The organism is Vibrio xiamenensis, from assembly GCF_900100015.1.
In the GTDB taxonomy this organism is placed as follows: Bacteria; Pseudomonadota; Gammaproteobacteria; order Enterobacterales; family Vibrionaceae; genus Vibrio; species Vibrio xiamenensis.
Genome location: NZ_FNDD01000006.1, coordinates 111,405 through 132,129 on the forward strand (window position 1 = coordinate 111,405; position 20,725 = coordinate 132,129).

General features: G+C 46.9%; 15 protein-coding genes. 4 read left to right on the forward strand and 11 right to left on the reverse strand.

Annotated features, from left to right (window positions below; all coding sequences use genetic code 11):
* Positions 1 to 28: 28 nt before the first annotated feature.
* The gene (gene nrdD, locus BLS03_RS07030; RefSeq protein ID WP_093271472.1) at positions 29 to 2,149 is read right to left on the reverse strand and encodes an anaerobic ribonucleoside-triphosphate reductase; all 2,121 of its coding nucleotides are present in this window, start codon (positions 2,147 to 2,149) and stop codon (positions 29 to 31) included.
* A 294-nt stretch (positions 2,150 to 2,443) separates the two neighbouring features.
* On the opposite strand from nrdD, the gene BLS03_RS07035 reads away from it, so the two are divergent.
* Positions 2,444 to 3,340 carry an endonuclease/exonuclease/phosphatase family protein gene (locus tag BLS03_RS07035; protein WP_093271475.1) on the forward strand — a complete coding sequence of 299 codons (897 nt, stop codon included), beginning with the start codon at positions 2,444 to 2,446 and terminating at the stop codon, positions 3,338 to 3,340.
* 95 nt (positions 3,341 to 3,435) lie between these two features.
* Here the strand turns inward: BLS03_RS07035 and BLS03_RS07040 are convergent, their stop codons facing one another.
* The 5 genes from BLS03_RS07040 to BLS03_RS07060 are packed head-to-tail and all read right to left on the reverse strand — an operon-like array spanning position 3,436 to position 8,925.
* On the reverse strand, positions 3,436 to 6,603 hold the full coding sequence (locus tag BLS03_RS07040; RefSeq protein WP_093271478.1) for an efflux RND transporter permease subunit: 3,168 nt from the start codon (positions 6,601 to 6,603) through the stop codon (positions 3,436 to 3,438).
* 1 nt (position 6,604) lies between these two features.
* A complete protein-coding gene (locus BLS03_RS07045; RefSeq protein ID WP_093271480.1) occupies positions 6,605 to 7,612 on the reverse strand; it encodes an efflux RND transporter periplasmic adaptor subunit in 1,008 nt (335 codons plus the stop codon).
* Between the two features lie 55 nt (positions 7,613 to 7,667).
* Entirely contained in the window at positions 7,668 to 8,126 is a 459-nt protein-coding gene (locus BLS03_RS07050) for a YeeE/YedE family protein (RefSeq protein WP_093271483.1), read from the reverse strand.
* Between the two features lie 45 nt (positions 8,127 to 8,171).
* Complete coding sequence (locus tag BLS03_RS07055) at positions 8,172 to 8,591, reverse strand: YeeE/YedE family protein (RefSeq protein WP_093271486.1); 420 nt, start codon at positions 8,589 to 8,591, stop codon at positions 8,172 to 8,174.
* A 31-nt stretch (positions 8,592 to 8,622) separates the two neighbouring features.
* Complete coding sequence (locus tag BLS03_RS07060; protein ID WP_093271488.1) at positions 8,623 to 8,925, reverse strand: ArsR/SmtB family transcription factor; 303 nt, start codon at positions 8,923 to 8,925, stop codon at positions 8,623 to 8,625.
* A 155-nt stretch (positions 8,926 to 9,080) separates the two neighbouring features.
* On the opposite strand from BLS03_RS07060, the gene BLS03_RS07065 reads away from it, so the two are divergent.
* Complete coding sequence (locus BLS03_RS07065) at positions 9,081 to 9,266, forward strand: YgaP family membrane protein (RefSeq protein ID WP_093271491.1); 186 nt, start codon at positions 9,081 to 9,083, stop codon at positions 9,264 to 9,266.
* A gap of 63 nt (positions 9,267 to 9,329) precedes the next feature.
* Positions 9,330 to 11,027, forward strand: coding sequence for an FAD-dependent oxidoreductase (locus BLS03_RS07070; RefSeq protein WP_093271494.1), 1,698 nt, complete (start codon positions 9,330 to 9,332; stop codon positions 11,025 to 11,027).
* A gap of 104 nt (positions 11,028 to 11,131) precedes the next feature.
* Here BLS03_RS07070 and BLS03_RS07075 read toward each other — a convergent pair whose 3' ends face one another.
* Positions 11,132 to 13,063, reverse strand: a complete 1,932-nt coding sequence (locus BLS03_RS07075) for a methyl-accepting chemotaxis protein (RefSeq protein WP_176765541.1) — start codon at positions 13,061 to 13,063, stop codon at positions 11,132 to 11,134.
* Positions 13,064 to 13,308: 245 nt separating this feature from the next.
* Between BLS03_RS07075 and BLS03_RS07080 the strand changes: the two genes are divergently transcribed.
* A complete protein-coding gene (locus BLS03_RS07080) occupies positions 13,309 to 14,436 on the forward strand; it encodes a 5-methyltetrahydropteroyltriglutamate--homocysteine S-methyltransferase (RefSeq protein ID WP_093271499.1) in 1,128 nt (375 codons plus the stop codon).
* A gap of 94 nt (positions 14,437 to 14,530) precedes the next feature.
* Here BLS03_RS07080 and arsB read toward each other — a convergent pair whose 3' ends face one another.
* From arsB to BLS03_RS07100, 4 genes are all read right to left on the reverse strand, one after another.
* The gene (gene arsB, locus BLS03_RS07085; RefSeq protein ID WP_093271501.1) at positions 14,531 to 15,547 is read right to left on the reverse strand and encodes an ACR3 family arsenite efflux transporter; all 1,017 of its coding nucleotides are present in this window, start codon (positions 15,545 to 15,547) and stop codon (positions 14,531 to 14,533) included.
* A gap of 23 nt (positions 15,548 to 15,570) precedes the next feature.
* Entirely contained in the window at positions 15,571 to 15,900 is a 330-nt protein-coding gene (locus BLS03_RS07090; protein ID WP_143015602.1) for a metalloregulator ArsR/SmtB family transcription factor, read from the reverse strand.
* A gap of 198 nt (positions 15,901 to 16,098) precedes the next feature.
* The gene (locus tag BLS03_RS07095) at positions 16,099 to 17,571 is read right to left on the reverse strand and encodes an efflux transporter outer membrane subunit (RefSeq protein WP_093271504.1); all 1,473 of its coding nucleotides are present in this window, start codon (positions 17,569 to 17,571) and stop codon (positions 16,099 to 16,101) included.
* A complete protein-coding gene (locus BLS03_RS07100; RefSeq protein WP_093271506.1) occupies positions 17,561 to 20,716 on the reverse strand; it encodes an efflux RND transporter permease subunit in 3,156 nt (1,051 codons plus the stop codon). Before BLS03_RS07100 ends, BLS03_RS07095 begins: the two co-directional genes overlap by 11 nt.
* Positions 20,717 to 20,725: the final 9 nt, after the last annotated feature.

Here is a 20,725-nt window from a genome sequence, read left to right on the forward strand (position 1 = left end):
CTATTTTCAAATCAAACCAAGGCCAAATTTAAAGGTGTTTCACTCGGCGTTTGACTTCTTCTTGCTTACCAAAGTTGAATGGCCTTGCATCTGGGCTGCCTAGGTAACCACATACACGGCGTGTCACGGACACTTTGGTCGAGTCGTGATTGCCACAGCTTGGGCAGGTAAAACCTTTGCTGGTACAGTCAAATTCGCCAGTGTAGCCACACTCATAACACTCATCGATTGGCGTGTTGGTGCCGTAATATGGCACGCGGCTATAGCTGTAATCCCAAACGTTTTCCAGTGCTTCAATATTGCGCTGCATATTTGGAAACTCGCCGTAGCAGATAAAACCGCCGGATGATACTTCTGGGTATGGCATTTCAAAATCGATCTTGTCGTAAGGGTTAACCTTTTTCTCCACATCCAAGTGGAAGCTATTGGTGTAGTAACCTTTGTCCGTCACGCCATCAATCACACCAAACTCTGTCGCATCTATACGACAGAAGCGGTTACATAAGTTTTCGCTTGGCGTCGCGTAAAGGCTAAAGCCATAACCTGATTCTTCGGTCCAGCGGTTAACCGCTTTTTTCAGATGCTCAACAATCGCTACCGCTTTTTGACGCAATTCGCTGTCGTCATAAACGTGGGTTTGAGTGCCAAACAGCGCATTGATGGTCTCATGAATACCGATGTAACCCAGAGAAATCGACGCACGGCCATTCTTAAAGATATCGGCAATTGAGTCATCGGCTTTTAGACGAACGCCGCACGCACCTTCCATATACAAAATAGGCGCAACGCGAGCTTTAACGTTTTCCAACCGGCTGATACGAGTGCCAAGGGCACGATAAGCGAGCGCCAGTTTGTCATCCAATAGCTGATAAAAACGCGCTTCATCACCTTTGGCTTGAATTGCAATTCGCGGCAAATTCAGGCTAACAACCCCTAAGTTATTACGACCTTCATGAACCAGTTCACCGTTCTCTTCATATGTTCCCAAGAAGCTGCGACAGCCCATTGGCGTTTTGAATGAACCAGTGATCTCAACCACTTTGTCGTAGTTAAGAATGTCTGGATACATGCGTTTTGACGCACATTCCAACGCCAGTTGCTTAATATCGTAATTTGGATCGCCTTGATGATGATTAAGACCATCTTTGATGGCAAACACCAATTTAGGAAACACGGCGGTCTTGTGATTTTTGCCAAGACCCGCGATGCGGTTTTTCAAAATCGATTGTTGAATTAAGCGCGATGACCAAGAAGTACCAAGGCCAAAACCAAACGTGACAAATGGCGTTTGGCCATTCGCAGTGTGCAGCGTGTTAACTTCATATTCCAATGATTGGAACGCGTCATAACACTCTTTCTCGGTACGTGCTTTGGCAAATTCTTCTGGGCTGTGAATATCCCACTCTTTAGCGATTTCAAGGTGTTTGTTGTAACTTGCCATCACATAAGGCTCAAGCACTTCATCAATGCGGTTGATGGTGGTACCTCCATAAATGTGGCTTGCCACCTGAGCAATAATTTGCGCTGTCACTGCCGTTGCAGTTGAAATTGACTTGGGCGTGTCAATTTCTGCATTACCCATTTTAAAGCCATGCGTTAACATGCCTTTAAGATCGATAAGCATACAGTTAAACATTGGGAAAAACGGCGCATAATCGAGATCGTGATAGTGAATATCACCTTGTTCATGGGCATGAACAATATCACGTGGCAAAATGTGCGTTTTTGCATAGTGCTTAGCAACGATACCGGCAAGTAAGTCACGTTGGGTAGGAATCACTTTGCCATCTTTATTGGCGTTTTCATTGATCAGTTCAACATTGCTCTCTTCAATCAAGCCTTCGATCTCACGAGTCAATGCGCTCTGTTTTTCGCGGGCAATATCGCGGTCATGGCGATATTCGATGTACGAACGTGCCAAAGATTTGTATGGCCCTTGCATTAATTCATTTTCGACCAAGGTCTGAATTTCGTTAATGTGAACTTCCGATTGTTCTGCTAGTTTTAACTCGACAGCTAACGCGACATTTAAGGCATAGATGGCCGTCTCCTTATCGACGTGATCCGCTGCGGCTTCAACGGCAGCTTGAATACGGTCACGACTGAAAGGGGCTTTAGAGCCATCACGTTTTATTACTCGAGTTTTCACGGTTTCTCCTTACCCTAGCGATACCCACAGAGTTATCCACAAATACACTATATAGGGTTGTTTTTTGTTCTGCTGACACTACATATTGTGGCGTATTTAACGAAAACCCCCAAACCAGAGTATTGATTTGGATCAACAAAAATGGGCTATGGGCGAATAAGAAATCGAACTTAGCGGCATTGATCTCAGATAGAAAAGAAAAGGTGAAATAGTTGAAAAAACGACTTTATGAGCTTGCATTTTTTGCGAGTCTTGTCCGGTAAAGGCTGGCACTTAAATAGGAAAGTTTAGAGAATGACGTTTGTTAAACCTAGGTTATTAATCACTGCAATTTGTTTACTTGCCCCTCTTCACTTGCAGGCAGCCAAACTCGACTATCGTATCGCGACGTGGAATTTAGAGTGGCTAACCGAACAACCCGTCGAGCGCATCGACGCGTCCAAACGCACCAATCAAGATATCGCCAAGCTATCAGACTACGCGCAGCAGCTTGATGCCGACATCATTGCCTTTCAAGAAGTTGAATCGGTGGCTTTGGCTGAGAAAGTGTTTGGCTCTCAATACCAGATTTATCTCTCGGATCGAGCGCAAAATCAGTTTCGCCAAAACCAATTTGACAGTGGTAATCAATACACGGGTTTTGCGGTAAAACGTGGTATTGAAGTCAAAGACTTGGGAGATATTCGTTTAGAGTCGAGTCACAGCAGTCATTTACGCTTTGCCAGTTACTTAGTGATTGCGCCGCAAAGCGATACGCCGATTCACGCGCTAGCGGTGCATTTAAAAGCCGGATGCAGCGGCGCTTATAAAGACAGCCGCGAATGCGCGAAATTGTCTGAACAAGGCAAGCACCTCCAAAGCTGGATTCAAGACCAGCAAAGTGCTCATCATCAATATCTCATCATGGGTGATTTTAACCACAACCTCGCCTACCGCGGCGATTGGCTATGGAACATCATCACCTCTGGCAGTAACGCAAAACTGCTCACCCAGCAGACTCAAGCCAAATGTAAGGTACGCTCAAACAATAACCCGGCCAAACTGCATCAGTTCCGCTCGCTGATTGACCATATTATTATAAGCGGTGAATTAGCCAGCCAAACTCAGGCGACGCAGTTGACCTATCAAAGCCAAGATGTGCTCAAATATCAATTAAGCGATCATTGCCCGGTTTACAGCCAGTTGAACTAAACGTAAAAAGCCCCACCAGTTTCCATTAGTAATCAGAAATTTAGTGGGGCTTTTTTATCGTTACATCTCAGGGTGATAAACTGCTCACAGCCCAATTAAAGGCTGACAAAACGCTTTCGCATTACCACGTAATACAATATTGGGATAACCAGCAAAGTCAGAATCGTCGAAACGAAAATACCAAAGATTAAGCTTATCGCCAGACCGTTGAAAATCGGGTCATCAAGAATAAACATAGCGCCAATCATCGCCGCAAGCGCGGTCAGCATAATCGGTTTGGCGCGCACCGCGGCCGACTGGATCACCGCTTGCGAAAAATCCACTCCCGCCTGTACTTGTTGATTGATAAAATCGACCAGTAAAATCGAGTTACGCACTATGATCCCCGCCAGCGCGATCATGCCAATCATCGACGTTGCGGTAAACTGGGCGCCAAGCAAAGCATGCCCCGGCATCACGCCAATAATGGTTAAAGGAATCGGCGCCATGATGATAAGCGGCACTAAATAAGATTTAAATTGTGCCACCACCAGCAAGTAAATCAGCACCATACCCACGGCATACGCAATGCCCATATCGCGAAACGTTTCGTAAGTGATGGTCCATTCCCCATCCCACAATATCGACACGCCATGCAGCCCATCTGGCTGGTGGATATAGTATTGTTCAACCTGCATCTGTTTGTTCAAAGCGCTACCAATATTAAACATGCCATATAACGGACTATCAACACTGCCAGCCATATCACCGACCACCATCACCATCGGCACCATGTTTTTATGCACGATGTAGTCGTCCATCGGCGTTTGACGCACCGACACTAAGTCTGATAACGCATAGGCGTTGCCTGTCGCGCTGCTCACTTTCATATTTAAAACCTGCTCTAAACGCACTTTGGCCGTTTCGCTGGCTTGAATTTGAATCGGCACCGGGTATTTGCTGTGTTCACTGTGTAGATACGTCACCGCTTTACCACCAATCGAAGTTGCCAGCGCATCCACAATCGAAGCGTAAGCGACTTGATAGTGCGCGGCTTTACTGCGGTCAATCACCACTTGCCATTTTTGATGCAGCTCGGGCAAATACATATCCACATCAACAATATCCTCGGTTGCACGAAATACTTGGCGAACTTCCCTTGCCGCTTGGCTACGCAGCTCTGGTGTCGGCGCGTAGACTTCCGCCAAAATGGGCGACCAAACCGGCGGCCCTGGCGGTACTTCGACCACTTTGACTTTACCGCCAAATTTATTGGCAATTTGATTGAGCATTGGGCGAACCGCGCTCGCAATTTGGTGGCTGTCTCGCTCACGCTGTTTGCGATCCGCCAAGTTGACTTGAATATCGCCCTGGTTCGCTTCGCTGCGCATAAAATAGTGGCGTACTAAGCCATTAAAGTTAATTGGCGCAGCGGTGCCAGCATAGATTTGATAACTCTCCATTTCCGGAATTTTGTTGAGCTCTTGGCCCATCTCAAACAGCACTCTTTGGGTGCGCTCAAGTGAGGTGCCATCTGGCATATCGAGCACAACTTGGAATTCGGATTTGTTGTCAAACGGCAGCATTTTTAGCACTACCGCTTGAAACACAGGCAATAATACGGAGCCCGCAATCAGCGCCAAAATCACCACAAGTAACACGACGCGGTTACGGCCCTGATGTTTGGCGGTCACAAACGGCGCCATCATACGGTGGAAAAACGGATGCGAGCTATTCGTTTGCTCATGGTGATCATCATGAGATGCTGATTTGAGAAAATGCCCAGCCAGCCATGGCGAAACCACAAACGCGACCGCAAGCGATATCAACATGCCCATCGAGGCATTGATCGGAATTGGGCTCATATAGGGGCCCATTAATCCTGAAACAAACGCCATCGGCAGCAAGGCTGCGATAACCGTCAGTGTGGCAAGAATGGTCGGGCCGCCCACTTCATCCACCGCTGCGGGTATCAATTCAGTGAGCTTTTTCTTACCTATCGCCATATGACGGTGAATATTTTCAACCACCACAATAGCATCGTCGACCAAAATACCAATTGAAAAAATCAGCGCAAACAGCGACACACGATTGAGCGTAAAGCCCCATGCCCAAGACGCAAACAAGGTGATCATCAAGGTGACAACAATCGCAAGCCCAACCACGATGGCCTCACGCCAGCCCATAGCGAGGACGACCAAGATGACCACAGCGGCAGTGGCAAACGCCAATTTGCCGATAAGCGTGTTACTTTTATCTGCCGCCGTTTTTCCGTAATCGCGGGTGATTGTTACATCAATGCCTTGCGGGATCAGCGTATTTTTGAGCTCATTGACTCGCGACTCGACCGCGCTGGCGACATTAACCGCGTTTTCACCGCTTTTTTTGGCGATAGCCAACGTCACTGCAGGATAAATTCCTTGTTTGTCGCTGGTCCAAACATTTTGAGTTGGCGTATTAGTGCCAAATTTCACACTGGCGATATCTTCCAAATATACTGGGGTGTTGTTATGCAAACCCACAACCAGCTGTTTGACTTCTTCAACGCGAGTCAAGAACTGGCCAACTTGCAAAGGAAAGGTCTGATTATCATGGGTTAACGACAACATGGTTGAACTGGAATTCGCCGCTGGCAAATGCTGATTAAGGGCATCTAAAGTAATACCAAAACTGTTCATTTTGGCTGGGTCTAAACGAACATCGACAATCGTGTCATGGCCGCCAACCGTATAAATATCACGCGTGCCATCAATACGTTTGAGTTCAGTTTCTAAACCGTGAGCGACTTGAGTTAACTGTTGTTGGTCTAATCGACCGCTTTTATCGGCCAAGGTAAGCGTTACGATGGGCACATCTTCAATGCCTTTGGGTTTGATGATGGGCTCACCCACTCCCACCCCTTGCGGCATCCAGTCCTTATTGGAGTAGAGTTTGTTATAGATGCGCACCACCGCATCGTTGCGCGTGACACCGACATCAAAGATAGCCACAATCATGGCGCCATCTGGCTGAGAAAATGAGTAAATTTTGTCGATGCCCTGAATTTCGGAGATCACTTGCTCAGCCGGTGTGGTGACTAAACTTTCCACCTCAGCTGGCGATGCGCCGGGAAAGGGAATGTAGACATCCGCGAATGTCACATCGATTTGCGGCTCTTCCTCTTTAGGCGTCACCATCACCGCAAACAATCCCATTAATAGCCCAACAAGTGCGAGCAAAGGGGTCATGGCTGAATTTTGAAAGGCCGCAGCAATGCGACCCGAAATGCCGAGTCGTCTGTCCATATCAGTTCCCTTGCTGGTTATTTAGCGCCATGGTTGAAATGACATCACCTTGCTCTAAGCCTGAGAGTACTTCGGTGTAATCACCGTAGGTCTGCCCGAGGCGCACTGGATTGAGTAAACGTTCATCACCATTCACTCGATACACAGCGCTGAGTTCAGCGCGGCGCACAATCGCGCTATTGGGTATCAGCATAGTGTCGCGATCGGCATAGTGAAATTCAGTTTTGACCCACATCCCCGGCACAAACTCATTAATTTGTTCAGGCAGGTTGAGACGAATTTTGAAGGTATGTGACTGAGGGTCGGCATAACTAAACAAGCTGTATTGAATCGGCAGCACCCGCTTGCCTTGCGGCGATACCACTTCAAATTGCTCAACACGGTTTACGCTTGGTTGATAACGCTGTGGGATTTCCGCTTCAATCCGCAGTTTATCGGTTGAAAAGCCGCTGATTAGCGGCGTACCAGGCGCCACAGTTTCACCCAGCTCAACATGCCGCTGAGTGACGACACCGTCATATGGCGCAGTGACACTGGTATATCCAAGCGACTCTTTGGCTTGCGCTACCGCAGCCTTTGCTGAGCGCACCGCCGCTGCGCTAGAGCGCGCTTTCGCTTCAGCAGAGTCCATTAACTCCTGTGAAATCGCCCCTTTAGGAAACAACAAACGATAGCGTTTAACTTGCGCTGCCGCATCTCGGTCTTGAGCGATAGCACTGGCGAGCTGCGCCTGCGCGGCGTCCAACGAGGCCGATTGTTGGACAGCACTGATCTCCAGGAGGACCGTCCCTTGCTTAACGTAATCATTAACATCAACGTTAAGCCCAACGATACGTCCAGAAGTTTGCGATGCGACCGTACCTTGATTGATGGGTTGCACAACCCCATCAAGCTCCACCACTTGTGGAAGTAACTCATTTTTTACGCTAAACAGCAGATTACTCTGCTCGGCGTGAACCACCGCGCTGTTAGACAGCGCCGCGGCAACACTTAAAATTAACCATTTCATGTAGTTACTCTCCTTAGTGATGTCTCACTTTTACGCTACAAAAAGCGTAATAGCGTTAAGCGGTTTGAGTATGATGCTGCTTACGATTGGCGATACAGATCAATAAGTTGGTTGCTCCTAGTCCGGCCATCATGCAGGCAAAAAACACCCAAGCTCCAGAATTGCCCAGCGCTAAACTTGAAACCACAGGTCCAGGACAAATCCCAGCGATCCCCCAACCCAATCCAAAAATCACCGCACCAGAAACCAACCGGCGATCGATAGTCTGACTTTTAGCGAGGTTAAATTGCTCAGCGTAGAGCGGTTTTTGTTGCGGCTTTATCAACAAAAAATACGCTGGCATAAAGACTGCGAGCGCGCCGCCCATCACAAACATCAAACTTGGGTCCCAAACACCCGCCACATCTAAAAATCCAAGGACTTTGGCAGGATCTGCCATACCAGAAATCACCATGCCTAAGCCAAACAGCACGCCAGCCAACATTGACGTCAAACGAAAAGCGAATCGATTCATTATTACTACCTATTGTAAATTGCTACCTATTGTAAAATCAGTCGGTTATAGAACATGAACGCGAACAAATACGGTCGCGGCTGCCACAGCCATAAAAATGCACGTCGCGACAATCGAGCGCTTTGATAAACGTCCAATCCCGCAAATACCATGTCCACTGGTACAACCGTTACCCAAACGTGTACCCACACCAACTAATAGGCCGGCGATCGCAAGTAACGCAGTACTGGTATTAAATGAGGTTGGCACCTTAGCGCCTAAGGCGACAGCGCCCAGTACCCCACCTGAAATCATTCCTACCGCAAACAGCAGACGCCAAGCAAAATCTTTCGATTTTGGCGTCATCAACCCGGTTAAAATGCCACTGATACCCGCGATTTTTCCGTTTAACAACAACATTAAAGTTGCTGAAATACCTAATAAAATGCCTCCAGCTAAAGATTCCCAAGGAATGGAAAACGTCATAACTACCTCGATACGTTTAAATTAAAAATGATTAGCCACAAAATGTGGTCTGTAAGCTTTGAATAAGTTCGGTAACGCGCGTATCCGCCAATGAATAGAACACTTGTTGTGACTCTTTGCGTGCTTGAATCAGCCCGTGCTTGCGCAGTACCGTTAAATGTTGAGAAAACGCCGATTGGCTCAAAGATGACCCTTGCTGCAAGATACTTACGCCCACTTCCCCTTTGGTCAGTTGACACAGCACCATCAAACGCTCTGGGTGCGCCATAATGCGTAGCAGCTCAGAGACTTCCGCTGCATTTTTCTTCATCGTCACAATATCGACAGCTTCCATCGTCTACCCTCATACAAGTCAATGAATTAGAGTTTACTAATAAATGTATATTAGTCAAACCTTATTTAGCTTAGATAAAATTAGACAACTTAACATTAGACATTTCTAATTTAAAAAACTATAGTGTTTGCAATCATCCATTGGAGGGTAATGCTATGACAGTCGAGAACGGTGTAAGAGTATTAGCGGGTTGTATGGTTCTACTATCCGTCATCCTAACGGTTTTTGTTCATCCTAATTTTGTCTGGTTGACCGTATTTGTCGGCGTCAACCTGATTCAAAGTGCCTTTACGGGGATATGCCCCGCGGCCTATTTCTTGAAAAAATTAGGTTTAAATTAGTCTCGAATCACAGCGCGGAGCTTGGTTTAACGCGCTGTGTATCATTAAAACTTGGAGTAAATTATGACTAAGATAGTGATCATTGGTGGTGTTGCAGGAGGCGCGTCTGCTGCCGCTCGCGCTCGTCGTTTGAGCGAAGATGCCCAAATTATTATGTTTGAACGTGGGCCATTTGTTTCTTTTGCGAACTGCGGACTACCATATCACATCGGTGGAGACATCAAAGAGCGCGGTAACTTACTGCTGCAAACCCCGGAAAGTTTCCTCGCCCGATTTAACGTCGATGTTCGTGTAATGAATGAAGTCGTGGCCATTAATCGCAATGAAAAAACCATTACTATCCGCAATCTCGTCGACCAAAGTGAATACCAAGAAAGCTACGACTTTCTTTTACTTAGCCCAGGCGCAGGCCCAATCGTTCCGCCAATTCCAGGCCTTGATAACCCGCTGACCCATTCGCTTCGTAATATTCCAGACATGGATAAGATTATTCAAACCATTCAAACCAATAAACCTAGCCATGCTACCGTGGTTGGCGGCGGCTTTATCGGTTTGGAAATGATGGAAGCCTTTCACCAGCTCGGTATCAAAACGACCTTGTTAGAAATGGCAGACCAAGTGATGACACCAGTCGACCGCGAAATGGCAGGCTTTGCTCATGCAGAAATTCGCGATAAGGGCATCGATCTTCGCTTAGGTTGCGCTCTGCAATCAGTGGAATTTAAACCCACTACTTCACTTGGCAGCATTGACGAAGGGCAAGCTGGCAAGCAGCACATTAATGGCGAGCTTGAACTGACGCTAAATAATGGGGATAGCCTAAGCACTGATATTTTGATCATGGCAATTGGCGTTCGTCCTGAAACCAAACTGGCCAAAGAGGCTGGGCTTGAAATTGGTGCGCTTGGCGGTATTTACACCAATGCACAGATGCAAACCAGTGATCCTTTCATCTACGCGGTTGGCGATGCGATTGAAGAGCAAGACTTTGTCACCGGACAATCAACGCTGGTACCACTGGCCGGCCCTGCTAACCGTCAAGGGCGCATGGCAGCAGACAACATGCTTGGCAGAAGCGAGAGCTATCAAGGTACGCAAGGCACCGCTATTTGTAAGATTTTCGATTTAGCCGTGGCCTCAACGGGTAAAAATGAAAAACAACTCAAACGTGATGGCATTGAGTATGAGAAAGTCTATGTCCACACTGCAAGCCATGCAAGCTATTACCCTGGCGCGCAAATTGTGTCGTTCAAAATGTTGTTTGACCCAAAAACCGGCAAGATCCTTGGTGCTCAAGCGGTGGGTAAAGATGGTGTCGATAAACGTATTGACGTTATGGCCGTGGCACAACGTGCCGGTATGACCGTCGAACAGCTACAGCATCTTGAACTGACTTATGCGCCGCCGTACGGCAGTGCGAAAGATGTCATCAACCAAGCGGCCTTTGTTGCCAATAACATCATCAAAGGCGATTCGACTCCGATTCACTTTGACCAAATCGACAACCTTACAGACAACCAACTGCTGCTCGACGTGCGTAATCCGGGTGAGTTGAAAAATGGCTACCTTGAAGGTGCAGTTAATATTCCGGTCGATCAGCTGCGCGAACGTATGGATGAACTGCCAAAAGATAAAGAAATCGTTATCTATTGCCAAGTTGGGTTACGTGGTAACGTTGCGTATCGTCAGTTGGTGAATCGTGGCTACAAAGCGCGCAATCTCATTGGCGGATATCGCACTTATCTGTTTGCCAAAGCGTAATTGGAAACTGTGACAAATTCACATCCATGATTAAAGGGAGCTAAGTGGCTCCCTTTGTCGTTTCTTCCCGCTAAATACTCGTCTACTTCATCACTTAGTGTTTGCTACACCCTAAACTGGGAAACCAGTTGTCCAAGGTCCACTGCGAGGCGAGCAATTTCTGCGCTCGAGCTACTGGTTTGGTTCGACGCAATCGCATTTTCTTCGGCCACCATGCGCACATTGGCAACGCTCTTGTTGATGTCTTCAGCAACGGTACTTTGCTGCTCTGACGCACTGGCAATTTGCATATTCATATCATTAATCACGCTGATGGCATGCGTAATCGCTGCGAGCGCTGCACTGGCTTTATTCGCTTGTTCAACACAGTTATCCGCCTCGGTTTTACCTTGATTCATCGCATCAACGGTGCTTTTTGTTCCCACTTGCAACTGTTCAATAATCGATTGAATTTCAGACGTTGAACCCTGAGTTCTCTCGGCAAGCGAGCGCACTTCATCGGCAACTACCGCAAAACCACGCCCTTGTTCTCCCGCCCTTGCCGCCTCTATCGCCGCATTGAGTGCCAGTAAGTTAGTCTGCTCGGCAATTTCACGAATCACTTGCAAAATACTCCCGATATTGAGCACTTGCTGCTGCACTTCATCAAGCTTTTGTGAAGAGTCATTGACGCTGGCGGTTAACGAATTAATTGAGCTGATGGTTTGCTTTATTACCGCAGAGCCTGAATTCGCTTCTCGGTCCGCTTGATTGGCTGCTTCTGAGGCTTTAGCTGCATTGTCGGCCACATCATGAACCGTTGTCGCCATTTCATTCATCGCCGTTGCCACCATTTCGGTTTCGGTTTCCTGTTGGCCAATTCCCTGCGAGGTTTTTTCGGTTACCACCGCCAACTCTTCCGAAGACGATGCCAGTTCAGAGCTGGCACTTGAGATAGTTGCAATCATTTGCTTGAGGTTCGTTGCAGTATTTTGCACGGCCTGAAGAAGTTGGCCGGTTTCGTCTTTGCTGGTTGATTGAATACTAATGCTAAGATCGCCCTTCGCAAGTTGATTAGCCGCATCGACTGCCTGGCGAATAGGCCCAGTAATCGATTTGGTCAGCGAATACGCAGCCAGTATGCCCGCGGCTATGGCCACGACTGACAAAGTTAGCGTAAGATTTATGCTTTGTTCTGTGGTGGCTTTAAGTTCAGGACCAAGCGTGTCTTGCTCTTTCATTACCGAAAGTTTCATGTCCTCAACGTTTTGAGCGACTTTAGGGCCAACCACATCTAACGTGTTGTGAATGATGTCGTTTCTGGTAACGATCAAACTATGGATGTCGTGCATCGCTTTGACGTAGTCTTGGTAAGCAGAAACAAATTCTCGCAGCAACGTTCGACGCTCGGGATTTTGCAAATGACGGTCTAGCTCTGAGATATCGCCTTTTAGGTCGGTTTCCATGTTATAGATAGCTTTGTCAAAGTCGCTATCTAGGTTAGTTTGTAGAAACTTAACAACATTCAGACGCCCTATCAGCATGGTTTCCTGCACATGACTTGCTTGGTAGGACGCTTGCACATCTCCATCTCGGTAAGCTGATTGAATAATGCTATCAAGCTGACTGCGCATGGTTTCACCTGCGGGGACCAGTCGTGAGCTGTAAACCTGATTGCGTTGATTTATCAAGTCGGTCACTTGAGTAAACGCGTTTTGATATTCCATCACCGCTTTATCAACATCAGCAATTTTTGCAGCGCGCTCAGGGTCATGAACCATACTCTTAGATTGTTCAAGAAAACCGCGCATTTTAGTGAGATAATCGTTGTACTGTTGAAGATTCTGATCACTCTGGTTTATCAGATAATCCTTCACATTCATGCGAATCATTAGCATATTCGCCTGAAGTCGTCCGGATAAGTTGGTCTCGCGCGCTAAAGAACGATAATCGGTAATTCCCTCATTGGCCCGCTCCAGAGCATATAGCCCAACGCCTAACACCACAGAAAGCAGCGCCAATACAACACCGAACCCAAGTCCAATCTTTGAACCCAATTTCAAATTCCTAAACATTGTGACCACCATTTTTCCATTAACTTTCGTATGTTAATAAATCAACCCTACTAATATAATGGTTTAATCTTGTTGCATATACCATGGTCTAAATGTGATTACACCAATATTTCCGCACTGAAACTTGAAAATAATTCATACTGATGATGAATAGAATTCCATTCAAAGACATCTAGCCATCTACTACTATTGAGATTCAAATTTGCATTCAGTTCGAGGTACTCTTCATGGCCATTCGCCCTCCTTTTCGCTCCGATGTTGTCGGCAGTTATCTACGACCTTCTCATCTTCATCAGGCGCGCCGTGATTACGCCAACGGAATCATCAGCCAAGAAGCTTTACTTGATACTTACACCACTGCTGTGAAAGAGCTCGTTGCCGAGCAGAAGAAAGCCGGTTTAAAAGTCATTACTGACGGTGAGTTTTGCCGTGGATTTTGGCATATTGATTTTCTCGAGCATCTCAACGGTATCGAAGGTTATACGCCTGAGGCTTATAACCAAAAATTCAGCGGCAAAGCGGCGCCTGCGTATAACATTCGTCTTACGGGCAAAGTCTCATTTAATCCGCAGCACCCTTTCTTACGTGATTTTTCAATATTAAAAACATTGGCAGAAACAGGTGATGGCTGCGTTGCTAAAGCGACCATTCCAAGCCCGACCATGGTGCTGCGCCAGGAAGTGCTCGCCAATGATGGCTCATCAAAAATTAACCAAATCTACCCAGATTTAAATGAGTTCTATCAAGATCTTGCCGAAACTTACCGCCAAGCTATTCAAGCATTTTATGCCATTGGTTGTCGCTATTTGCAGTTTGATGATACCAACTGGGCATTTTTAATTGACGCCGAAAAACGCCAGCAACTGCTTGAAAAAGGAATTGATCCACAGAAAACTGCGCAAATCTGTACCGATATCCTTAACAGTGCTTTAGAAGGCAAACCTGAAGATATGGTGATAACAACCCATATCTGTCGTGGTAACCATGCCTCTTCATGGCTGTTTTCAGGTGGTTATGAAGCCGTTGCCAAGGAACTGTTTGCGACGAAATTCGATGGTTACTTTTTAGAATACGACTCTGACCGCTCTGGCAGTTTTGAGCCGCTTCGTCACTGGAACAACAAAAACAGTAAGGTGGTACTGGGTTTAGTCACATCGAAATTTGCCGAGCTTGAAGATAAAGAAACCATCAAGGCGCGCATCAAAGAAGCGAGTCAATATGTTCCGCTTGAGAACTTATGCCTTAGCCCACAATGTGGTTTTGCTTCGACAGAAGAAGGCAACAAACTGACCGTTGAAGAGCAGTGGAATAAAATTCGTTTGATCGAAGAGATTGCGTCGGAAGTTTGGGATTAAGTATCAAAGTCCTAAATGACATACATTCTGAGTGACAAAAAGGTGAGCTTAAAGCTCACCTTTTTCATTGTGTTGATACCAATATACCCAACAATTAATCAAACCAATGCTGCGTTCGGTTGGCAAACCACACCAAAGACAACATCACTGGTACTTCGACTAATACGCCAACCACAGTGGCAAGCGCGGCTCCAGAATGTAAACCAAACAAAGAAATGGCCACAGCAACGGCCAATTCAAAGAAATTCGAAGTCCCTATCATGCACGCTGGCGCGGCAATGTTATGCGGCAGCTTGAGTTTTTTCGCCAACCAATAACCAATGGCAAAAATACTGTAGGTTTGAATCAGTAGCGGAATGGCAATCAAAATAATCGCACTCGGATTCGACAATATTGTCTCGGCTTGAAAGCCAAACAGCAGAACCACGGTTGCCAATAATCCGATGATCGACCAAGGTTTCATTGTATGCAGAAAGCCTTCAAGCCTTGAGTGATCGTTGGCTTTGTCTAATTTAGCGCGAGTGACAGCTCCTGCAATCAACGGAATCACTACATACAAAATCACCGACAACAACAGGGTCGACCATGGCACACTGATGTCAGTAACACCGAGTAAAAAGGCGGCAATCGGCGCAAAAGCGAAAATCATAATCACATCGTTAATCGATACTTGTACCAGCGTATAGTTGGCATCACCTTTGGTGAGTTGACTCCAAACAAACACCATCGCGGTACAAGGTGCAACGCCAAGCAAAATCATGCCAGCGATGTATTCACTCGCCGTTTGAGGGTCGACCCAACTGGCAAATATTCCCTTAAAAAATAGCCAACCTAGCAGCGCCATAGTAAATGGCTTGATAAGCCAGTTGATCACCAAAGTAAGCAGCAAACCTTTGGGCTTTTTGCCAACATCCTTAAGCGAAGAAAAATCGATTTGCGCCATCATTGGAAAAATCATCAACCAAATAAGCACTGCGATAACAATGTTGACGTGGGCGATTTCCAACCCAGCAACCAATGAAAATAACGGCGGAAATACACTTCCCAACCCGATACCCACGACAATCGCTAGCCCAACCCAAACCGTTAGGTAGCGTTCAAAAAGCCCCATATCACACAACTCCAAACAACTGGTTACGATTCACACTGTTCACAAGGTTTAAGCAATCGCTGCAAACACGCTTTCATATATGCTTGATTATCCGCGCTTGTCGTCTTCAACACTTGAATGACCCACGGTTCAAGACCACGATGCAAACGGTAGTAAACCCATTTTCCGCGGCGCTCATCTTCAAGCAGTTGATGACGCCTAAGCTCCGCCAAATGGCGCGAGATTTTCGGCTGACTTAACGCCAGCGATTGCTGTAAATCACACACACAAAGTTCCGGATGTATCGTAAGTAACATCATGATTTTTAAACGAGTGTCTTCTGACAAACTTTTAAAGACAACTAAAGGTGTCATTGAATCTGCATACATATATGAAATTTCATATGTAAAGAGTAACGCAGCAATAATTTGCGTCAATCGAGTTTGCTAGGAATCTTATTATTAAGAGCCACATTAACAATAAGTGACATTGTCACCGTTAAATATTTTCGCCTAAATACGACAAAGCCCCGGCAAATGCCGAGGCTTTGATATTAACTCGCAGATACGTTATTACTCTGCGTCGCTCTCTTGTTCGCTACGCTGGTCCATACGTTCTAACGCATGAGCAACGGATGTCGCTTGTTCTTCATCCGCAGCTTTCCAGCCACCACCTAACGCTTTGTATAAGCTTACACGACTGGTGAGCAAATTAAGGTGCGAAGACAATTCACTTTCTCGTGCGCTAAATAATGAACGCTGAGCATCAAGTAGGTCGATGTAGCTGTCATTACCTTTTTCGTAGCGCATTTTCGCAAGATCATAGTAGTCTTTGTTGGCTTTAAGGTTGGCTTTTTGTGCCGTCCACTCTTCCATGTAATATTGCTGACCAAGTAGCGCATCTGAAACCTCTTTAAACGCAGTTTCGATGGTTTGTTGATAAGCAATAATCGAAGACTCTTTGGTTATCTTGGCGATATCCAATGACGCCTGCGTTGAGCCCCAATTAAAAATTGGCATGCTGATCGATGGCGAAAAAGTCCAGTAGCCGGAATCTGAAGAGAACAGGCCATCAAGCGAATTCGAACGCGTACCCGCGCCAGCAGTTAAACTGATTTGCGGGAAGAACGCGGCTCGAGCGGCGCCAATGTTGGCGTTATCCGCTTTAAGCGTATGTTCAGCGGCCAAAACATCTGGGCGTGAAAGCAGCAAATCAGACGAACTGCCGACTTCAAGCTCAGACAGAATCTGACCTTCTTCCATCGGCAACTTGCCTTCAAGACGATCTTGAATCGGTGCTCCAACCAATTGACGCAAGGTATTGTAGCCTTGTGCAACCGCGAGTTTATACTGAGCAACCGTGGCCTGTGCGCTGTGAAGCGCAGTTTGGCTCTGAGCTAGAGTCAAAGCGTCGCTGTAACCAGCTTTATAACGAGTTTCAACTAACTTTAACGTCTCTTCGTACGCGTTTACCGTTTCTTGAGCCAATGACAAAAGCTCTTGGTTGGCCATTAAGGTCATATAGCTTGATGTCACTTCCGCAATCAACGAAATCACGGCACTGCGGCGCCCTTCATCGGCCGACATATAAGTTTCAAGCGCTTGGTCGCTTAAGCTTTTTACTCGACCAAATAAGTCAAGTTCATAGCTGGTGACACCCACGGTCGCTTGGTAATTCGATACATATGCCTTACCTGCACCGGTATATGCATCGTTGACTTTATAACGAGTGCTGCTGCCCGACACACCCAAACCAGGGTAGCGGTCTGAATCGGTAATGCGGTATTGTGCACGTAGCGATGCCACGCTCAAAATGGTCTGACGAAGATCTTTGTTGTTTTCAAGCGCGCTTTGAATCAAAGATTGTAAACGTGGATCCGCAACGAACGTTTGCCAGTCTGGCAGCACGGTGGCGTTGCTCACTTGGCTTTCGGCATTTGACCAACCAGAAGAATCCACATCACCATTTGGACGCTGATAATCCGGAGCCATGCTACAGCCGGCGAGTACGCCGGCTATTAAAATTGATAACAGCTTAGTTTGCATCCGTGGTCTCCTTTGCCACATTTGATTGCTCTACGCTTCTTGGTTTTGTGCGGAACAGTTTCATCACAAGCACAAAGAATACTGGAACGAAGAAGATTGATAGCAAGGTGGCTGATAACATACCGCCGACCACACCCCAACCGATCGCGTTACGGCTCGCCGCACCTGCACCAGAGCTAAGTGCCAATGGCAATACGCCCAGAATAAACGCAAACGAAGTCATCATGATTGGACGTAGACGCATACGACACGCTTCGATGGTGGCTTTAACCAAATCCATGCCTTCATCGTAAAGTGCCTTGGCAAATTCAACGATCAAAATCGCGTTCTTCGCCGACAAACCTATGGTCGTCAATAGACCAACCTGGAAGTAAACGTCGTTAGACAGCCCTTTGAACGTTGCGGCCAAAATCGCACCCAAAATACCCAGTGGCACAACCAGAATAACGGAAAACGGTACGCTCCAGCTTTCGTATAGTGCCGCTAGCGACAAGAATACGATCAGCAGTGAAATACCATACAACAAGCCTGCTTGTGATGAAGACTGTTTCTCTTGGAAAGAGGTACCGCCCCATTCAACACCGAAGCCTGGTGGCAACTGTTTCACGAGTTTTTCGATGGCATCCATCGCCTGACCGGAACTCTTGCCAGCAGCGGCCGAACCTTGAATGTTCATCGATGGTGAACCGTTAAAACGTTCTAGACGTGGTGAACCGTAAGTCCAGTGGTAACTTGCAAAAGCATCAAACGGCACCATGTCGCCATCCGAGTTACGCACATGCCAAAGCTTCATATCTTCTGGATCCATACGATATGGCGCATCCGCTTGCACGTACACTTTCTTGATACGACCGTTATCGATAAAGTCGTTCACATAGGCAGAACCCCAAGCGGTGGAAAGCGTTGAGTTGATATCGCTCACCGCCACACCCATCGCCATCGCTTTTTCGTAGTCGATGTCGATGCGGAACTGAGGCGAATCTTCCATACCATTAGGGCGAACTGCGGTCAGGTCTGGATCTTGCGCTGCCATGCCAAGCAGCATATTACGTGCTTGCAGTAACGCTTCGTGACCTTGGTTGCCACGGTCAACCAAATACGCATCAAAACCACTTGCGCTACCCAAACTCGGGATCGCCGGCAAGTTGAAAGCGAAAATTTGCGCTGCTTTAATTTGCGACAATGCGCCCCAAGCACGGCCGATGATCGCGTCTACCGACTGATCCGGGCGAGTACGCTCATCCCAATCTTTCAGTTTCACGAACGCCAAGCCCATGTTTTGACCACGTCCGGCGAAACTAAAGCCTGCAACCGAGAACACTGAGACCACGTTTTCTTTTTCGTCTTCTAAGAAGTGACGACGCAAGTCTTTGATAACATTCAACGTACGTTCTTGAGTTGCCCCAGTTGGTAGTTGAATCATGGTCATCAAGACGCCTTGGTCCTCTTCTGGTAGGAACGAGGTTGGAATACGGTTCCATAAGAACGCCAAACCACACACCAAAACACCGTAAACCACAATATACCGAATCTTACGATTCACCCCTTTTGATACCACGCCTTGGTAGCGGTCGGTACCAAAATTAAACGCGTTATTAAACCAAGCGAGCGGACCATGCTTAACGCCGTGATGCTCACCTTTCTTAACCGGTTTTAGGATAGTGGCACACAAAGCAGGCGTTAGAATCATCGCCACCAATACCGATAGCACCATTGAAGATACGATGGTTATTGAGAACTGACGATAAATTGAACCCGCTGCGCCGCCAAAGAATGCCATCGGAATGAATACCGCACTCAGAACGAGAGCGATACCAACAAGCGCGCCGGTGATCTGTCCCATCGACTTACGCGTTGCTTCTCGCGGCGAGAGGCCATCTTCTTCCATTACCCGCTCAACGTTTTCCACCACGACGATGGCGTCATCCACCAGCAAGCCGATAGCGAGCACCAGACCAAACATGGTCAAAGTGTTAATCGAGTAACCCAGTGTTGCCATGATGCCGAAAGTACCCAGCAATACTACAGGTACCGCAATGGTTGGAATCAAGGTAGCGCGGAAGTTTTGCAGGAACACGTACATGACGATAAACACCAGTACGATCGCTTCAATCAAAGTATGAACCACTTCTTCGATTGAGATTTTTACGAATGGTGTGGTGTCGTATGGATAAACGATTTGCAAACCACTAGGGAAGAAATCATCCAGCTCATCCATTTTTGCGCGTACGCCATCAGCAGTATCTAGAGCGTTAGCGCCAGATGCCAATTTGATTGCAATACCGGTTGAAGGATTACCATTGTATTCAGCAACGGCTGAGTAGTCTTCACCGCCCATCTCAACGCGAGCCACATCTTTGACACGAATTTGCGCGCCGTCTGTGTCTACTTTAAGCAGGATGTTTTCAAACTCATCTACCGAGCTTAAACGCCCTTGCGCAGTAATGGTGGCATTCAACTGTTGGCCTGGTACTGAAGGTGTACCGCCCAATTCACCCACTGAAACTTGAGTGTTTTGGCTACTGATAGCACTGGTAACATCGCTTGGCGTCAGGTTGAATTTATTCAGTTTGTTTGGATCGAGCCAAATACGCATCGAGTGCTGGCCGCCAAACACTTGCACTTCACCCACACCTTGAACGCGACTGATCGGGTCTTTGACGTTGGAAACCACATAGTCGGCAAGCTCAGTGTTATTCATTGAGCCATCTTTAGAAATGAAACCCACCACCATCAAAAAGCTGTCGGTGGATTTTGCCACTGTAATACCTTGGTTGACCACAGTATCAGGCAGATTGGATTCTACCGCATTCAGTTTGTTCTGGACTTGAACCTGAGCGATATCAGGGTCGGTACCGGTTGCAAACGTTAGCGAAATTTGGAAGTTACCCGCAGAGTCACTGTTTGACGACATGTACAGCAAGTTATCAATGCCGTTCATGTTCTGTTCAATAACCTGAGTTACACTGTCTTCAACGGTTTTCGCTGACGCACCAGTGTACGAACCAGAAATGCTCACTGATGGCGGCGCGATTTGCGGATATTGCTCGATCGGCAAAGTATTAATCGAAAGAATACCGCCGAGCATAATAAGGATCGCGATAACCCACGCAAATATGGGTCTATCTATGAAAAAACGAGCCATAAACTAGGT